The sequence below is a fragment of the Sphingorhabdus sp. genome, assembly GCF_046596595.1.
Classification (GTDB): Bacteria; Pseudomonadota; Alphaproteobacteria; order Sphingomonadales; family Sphingomonadaceae; genus Sphingorhabdus_B.
Genome location: NZ_JBKJMB010000114.1, coordinates 1 through 5,601 on the forward strand (window position 1 = coordinate 1; position 5,601 = coordinate 5,601).

Below are 5,601 nucleotides of genomic sequence, written 5' to 3' on the forward strand. Positions count from 1 at the left end.
GCAAGCGTCGTTGGCCGTAAGTCGCCGAACAGCCTGTACAGCGAAAAGGTTGTTACGTTTGAGGACGACGCGGGCGCTTATGACCAGAAGGACGCTGCGGGATTCATCAAGCTGAACGCCTTGCGGTTGCGGTTATTGGCAGGTCGCGACACATAAATATGGCAGGCAAAGCCCCGGCTTCTGCAATCATGCCGTGGCGCTATGGGCTGTTTTTGCTGTTGTGCCTTTCGGCGACAGGTTTTGGCGTATGGCTGCCTTGGTATCAAGCAGTCATGGCCGGCTTCGACGTTGCTGCCTTGGGCTATGCGGCCACGCTCCGGCCGTTGTTCCGGCTGGACGCAGCGGGCATTCGCAAACAGGCCAAGCCCGAAGATACCGATCGCATATTGTTGCTCGCGCTCACCGCGGTCACCATGGTTACGATATTGACCGCGGTGGCCACCGAGCTGACAAAGAGCGAAGCGTCCAGCCATTTGTCGGTTGCCCTCGTCATCGTCACGCTGGCGATCGCATGGTGTTTTTCCAACATGATCTACGCGATCCATTATGCGCATCTTTTTTATGATGACAGCCGGGGCGGTGGTGACCGTGGCGGCGTCGAGTTTCCGAAGACCAAATCGCCCGATTATTGGGATTTTGTCTATTTTGCCTACACACTTGGCATGACGTTCCAGACCTCCGACGTGGCGATAACCGATGGTCAGTGGCGCAAGGTCGTTATCTTTCACAGCATTGCTGCCTTTGTGTTTAACATTGGCGTGATCGCCTTTTCGATCAACATACTCGCCAGCTAATCGCGTTCTTGTAAGAGAACGTTCCCGCCGGACTACGTCCGCAACCAATGGTTTAATTGCCCGATTAAAGATGATAGGCTCCCGTCCGAGGATATAGGAGAGTCGGCATGCATGATCTTGTTATTCGGGGTGGAACCGTGGTTGATGGCACAGGCGCGGCGCGCTTTGTTGCCGATGTCGCCGTCGATGGCGGCCTGATAACGGCGGTGGGACAGATCAGCACAGAGGGCCGCGAAGAAATCGATGCGGCTGGCATGATCGTCGCCCCCGGCTTTGTTGATATTCACACCCATTATGACGGCCAGGCCACGTGGGATAGCGAGATGGCACCATCAAGCTGGCATGGCGTCACCACGGTGGTCATGGGCAATTGCGGTGTTGGCTTTGCGCCTGCCAAGAAAGACAAGCATGACTGGCTCATTGGCCTGATGGAAGGGGTGGAGGATATCCCGGGCACCGCGCTTGCCGAGGGGATGACCTGGGACTGGGAAACCTTTCCCGAATATCTGGATGCACTTGAGCGCCGCCCGCGCACCATCGATGTCGCTACGCATGTTCCGCATGGTGCGGTGCGCGCTTATGTGCTTGGTGATCGCGAAATGCCGGGCGCAGTGCCAACCGACGCGGATATCGCTGAAATGTCCCGCATTGTCGAAGAAGGCATAAGAGCCGGCGCGCTTGGCTTTTCCACATCGCGCACAGTGTTGCACAAGTCGGTGGACGGTGAACTCGTCCCCGGGACCACGGCCACGAAGGAAGAATTGATCGGCATTGGCCGCGCCATGGGCCGCGTCGGATATGGCGTGTTTGAAATGGCAAGCGACATGAAACGCGACTGGGATGAGTTTGGCTGGATGGGCGCGCTGAGCCGCGAAACCGGATTGCCAGTGACCTTCGCCGCCTTGCAATCCATCGCCAAGGAAATACCGCTGGAGGAACAGATTTCCTCGATGATTGCCGAAAACGACAATGGCGCCAATATCGTCGCGCAGATCGCCTTGCGCGGCAATGGCATCATCATGGCATGGCAGGGAACCGTTCATCCCTTCCGGTTCAAGCCGGCGTGGGCGGAGATCGAAATGCTTCCATGGGCCGAGCAGCTCGAGCGACTGAAAGACCGAGCCTTCAAGGCGCGGCTGATATCGGAAGATTCGGTGTTTCCTGAAAGCGATATCATCGATTTTCTGCGCATTGTGGCGGGCGGCTGGCCAGTGCATTTCGAAATGGGACCCGAATTCAATTACGAGCCACGGCAGGATGAAAGCGTGATGGCGCGCGCCATGGCCGCTGGAGTCAGCCCGGCGGCATATGCGTATGACCTGTTGATGCAGGACGATGGCACCGGGTTCATTTACTTTCCGATCCTCAATTATCGCGACGGCAATTTGAACTTTCTTGAGGAGCTTCAAACGCGCGATGACTGTGTGAACAGCCTGTCCGATGGCGGCGCGCATTGCGGCACGATTTGCGATGCAGCCAGCCCTACGTTCATGCTGCAACATTGGGTGCGTGACCGCGCTGGGACCCGCATCACGCTGGAGAACGCCATCAAGCGGCAATGCCACGACACCGCGCGGCTATATGGCCTCAATGATCGCGGCATACTGAAGCCGGGCTATCTTGCCGATATCAACATTATTGATCTGGATCGGCTGAAGCTGAGCAAACCATGGCTTGCGTTCGACCTGCCCGCCGGAGGCAAGCGGTTGCTGCAAAAGGCGGATGGCTATGTCGCGACGGTAAAGGCTGGCGTTGTGACCTTCCGTGAAGGCGTGATGACCGGCGCTCTGCCGGGAATCGTGGTGCGTGGGCCGCAGAATGTAATGATGGCGGAAGCGGCGGAGTGAGTGCGCGATGCAATGAATTTCTGAATCTACGCTATCGTGAAATTAAGACCCTGAACCAAGTTCAGGGTGACGAAGTTTGGGCGTTGTTGTTGTCCCATCGCCGACATGCTGAACTCGACTCAGCATCTTAATATTGGACGTAGGTTTTAAATCAGACCCGCATCGGCATCAGGACATACAACGCCGCCGACTTGTCATTTTCGCGGATCAGCGTTGGTGCACTAGCATCGGCAAGGTGCAGTTCGACAACATCGCCTTCGATTTCGCTCAGGATGTCCATCAAATAACGCGCGTTGAAGCCGATTTCGAAACCTTCGCTGCTATACTGGCCGGACACCTCTTCTGCGGCAGTGCCATTTTCGGGGCTGGTGACCGACAAGGTAATCTTGTCGTGATCGAGCGCCATTTTGACCGCGCGGGTTTTTTCGGTGGCGATCGTCGCAACGCGATCGACGCCTTGCGAAAATGCCTTGGGGTCGATGCGAAGAAGCTTGTCATTTGCGGTTGGAATGACGCGGCTGTAATCGGGGAAGGTACCGTCGATCAGCTTTGATGTCAGGATCACGCTGTCAAAGGTGAAACGGATCTTGCTCGCCGAAAGATCGACCTGAATGACATTGCCACCGCTCTCGTCGAGCAGCTTGCGGATTTCGGCAACGCATTTGCGCGGCACGATGATGTCGGGCATGTTTTCGGCGCCAGCGGGGCGCGGGAGTGTGACACGCGCAAGGCGGTGGCCGTCGGTGGCAGCAGCTTTCAAGACAGGCTCGGCATCGTCAGTGACATGCAGGAAGATACCGTTGAGATAATAACGCGTTTCCTCGGTCGAGATTGCAAAGCGCGTCTTGTCGATGATCTGGATGAGAGAAGTTGCGGGAATTTCAAACGATGTGGGCAATTCGCCTTCTGCGATCGTCGGGAAGTCGTCGCGCGGCAGCGTCGCGAGCGAAAAACGCGCGCGGCCAGCATTTACGGCCATACGGCCGTCGGCGGCGTGCAATTGCACTTGCGAGCCATCAGGCAATTTGCGGGCGATTTCGAACAAGGTGTGCGCGGAAACCGTGGTTGCGCCAGGCGTTTCAACATCGGCGGCAAAGGTTTCAACGACTTGTAGGTCAAGGTCAGTTGCGGTCAGCTTGATCTTGCCGCCTTCGCTGGCTTCGATGAGGACGTTGGATAATATCGGTATTGTGTTGCGCCGCTCCACCACCGACTGGACGTGGCTCAGGCTTTTCAGCAGGGTCGCGCGTTCGATCGTGGCTCTCATTCAAAATCCCCTTGTCGGGCCTGACGGTCACAAAACCAGCCAAAAAACCCTATTTCTATGCCGAATCTTCATTACCCGCTTTGACCATTAGGGCAAGCCGATAGCTTTTGCCTCCAACAATATCCTGTGGAATAAGGCCGATATGGGAATTTCAACAAACGGGAAACGGCTTTTCATCGCGCGGCATGGCGAGACGGTGTTCAACAAGGTCGCCAGAATGCAGGGGCAGGCGGAGGTGCATACCCCGCTAACCTGGGAAGGTTGCGTGCAAGCCCGCGCTATGGGCCGGGCGCTTGCGCATTATCTCGGTGATGATTCCCGGCCACAGCTTTGGTCCTCCACCGCTGGCCGGGCGCTTCAGACGCTTGCGCTGATCGCCGAGGAAATCGCCGCCGACTGGCACGATACCAATCGCGATGACCGCTTGCTTGAAATCGATGTTGGCCGTTGGTCTGGCCGGACCTACGCCGATATTGCGGCGGAAATCGGCCCGATTGTCGACAAGGAGCATCATTTGTTTTCGGTCCGGCCCGATGGTGGTGAATATTATGACGATGTCGCCCGCCGATTGTCAAAATGGATTGAGGAGCTGCCTTTTGATGATGATATGCTCGTCATTTGCCACGGCATGACCGCGCGGGTTCTACGCGGGCTGCTGCTCGGAACCCAGCCCATCGAACGCTTCGGGGCACCAATCGCATTAAGCCTAGCGCAGGGCAGTATGGTGATGATCCGTGATGGCGTCGAGACGTTGGTTATCGATGGTAGCGGGCAAGGGGAGCGCGCTTGAAAAACCGCTCGTGGCTGTTGTGGACACTGGCCATCGCATTCTGCCTTGCAGCCCCGATTACAGCAAAAGACCGGTTGGGCGTGTATCAGGGTTGGGCTGCATTTCGGGACCCCGAAACGCCGCGCTGTTATGCGATTGCCGCGCCAGATGAAATGTTGAGATCGCCAACGAGGCCAGCATTCCTGTCAATCGGTTTTTGGCCAAAAAGCGCGATAACGCATCAGGTCTATGTCCGTTTGTCCCGCAGCCGTTCGGACGGTGGCGGTGTTACATTAAGTGCTGGAGGTCGCAGATTCAGACTTACGGCTCGCGGAGAGACAGCCTGGGCAACCGACCGGCGGATGGATTTGGCCATTGTTGCTGCGATGCGTTCGTCAACGTCGTTGAGCATCGAAACGATTGGAGATGACGGCAAGTCAATCGTCGATGCCTACAGTCTGCGCGGTGCACCAAGTGCGATCGATGCTGCGGCATTGGGATGTTTAAAATAAGTCAGATAAATACGAATTGATTCACCGCTGCTCCTTAAGTCTGTTAGCACAGTGTTACATTTACGATGAAGATGCGCCTGGGTATGACTTTCAATCCGAGAGCTTCCAGTTTTTAACGGCTCTGCGCCATGGAAAAATCACTGACCCGCCTGCCTGAACACGCCGACAATATGTCGATTGCGCTGATATCGTCTTCTTTTGCCCCACTGGTTTTGTTGCGCGAGGACCTGACTATCATTGCGCTGAGCAAATCCTTTTGCCTGGCTTTTGATCTTGATCATTCTGAATCCGTCGGAAAAAAGCTTGCTGACGTGGGCGATGGCGAATGGAATGTGCGTCAGCTAACCGCGTTGTTGCAAGCTACCGTTAGCGGAAAGGCGCAAATCGATGTGTACGAAATGGACCTTGTGCG

At 56.2% G+C, this 5,601-nt stretch carries 5 protein-coding genes and 2 pseudogenes; 6 read left to right on the top strand and 1 reads right to left on the bottom strand.

Features of this window, described 5'->3' with window-relative positions:
* The 3 genes and pseudogenes from ACLL9E_RS11155 to ACLL9E_RS11165 all read left to right on the top strand — a co-directional run.
* Nucleotides 1-156: pseudogene (locus ACLL9E_RS11155) on the top strand (argininosuccinate synthase); the annotation flags it as partial.
* A gap of 2 nt (nt 157-158) precedes the next feature.
* A complete protein-coding gene (locus tag ACLL9E_RS11160) occupies nt 159-794 on the top strand; it encodes a DUF1345 domain-containing protein (protein ID WP_411291807.1) in 636 nt (211 codons plus the stop codon).
* 107 nt (nt 795-901) lie between these two features.
* Complete coding sequence (locus ACLL9E_RS11165; RefSeq protein ID WP_411291808.1) at nt 902-2,641, top strand: N-acyl-D-amino-acid deacylase family protein; 1,740 nt, start codon at nt 902-904, stop codon at nt 2,639-2,641.
* 151 nt (nt 2,642-2,792) lie between these two features.
* Here the strand turns inward: ACLL9E_RS11165 and dnaN are convergent, their stop codons facing one another.
* A complete protein-coding gene (dnaN, locus tag ACLL9E_RS11170; protein ID WP_411291809.1) occupies nt 2,793-3,908 on the bottom strand; it encodes a DNA polymerase III subunit beta in 1,116 nt (371 codons plus the stop codon).
* A 142-nt stretch (nt 3,909-4,050) separates the two neighbouring features.
* Here dnaN and ACLL9E_RS11175 point away from each other — a divergent pair, with 142 nt between their 5' ends.
* The 3 genes and pseudogenes from ACLL9E_RS11175 to ACLL9E_RS11185 all read left to right on the top strand — a co-directional run.
* Nucleotides 4,051-4,698: a histidine phosphatase family protein gene (locus ACLL9E_RS11175; protein WP_411291810.1), complete on the top strand. Its 648-nt coding sequence runs from the start codon at nt 4,051-4,053 to the stop codon at nt 4,696-4,698.
* Nucleotides 4,695-5,189, top strand: coding sequence for a hypothetical protein (locus ACLL9E_RS11180; protein ID WP_411291811.1), 495 nt, complete (start codon nt 4,695-4,697; stop codon nt 5,187-5,189). The genes ACLL9E_RS11175 and ACLL9E_RS11180 overlap by 4 nt, the downstream gene beginning before the upstream one ends.
* A 128-nt stretch (nt 5,190-5,317) precedes the next feature.
* A pseudogene (locus tag ACLL9E_RS11185) lies at nt 5,318-5,601 on the top strand (histidine kinase); the annotation flags it as partial.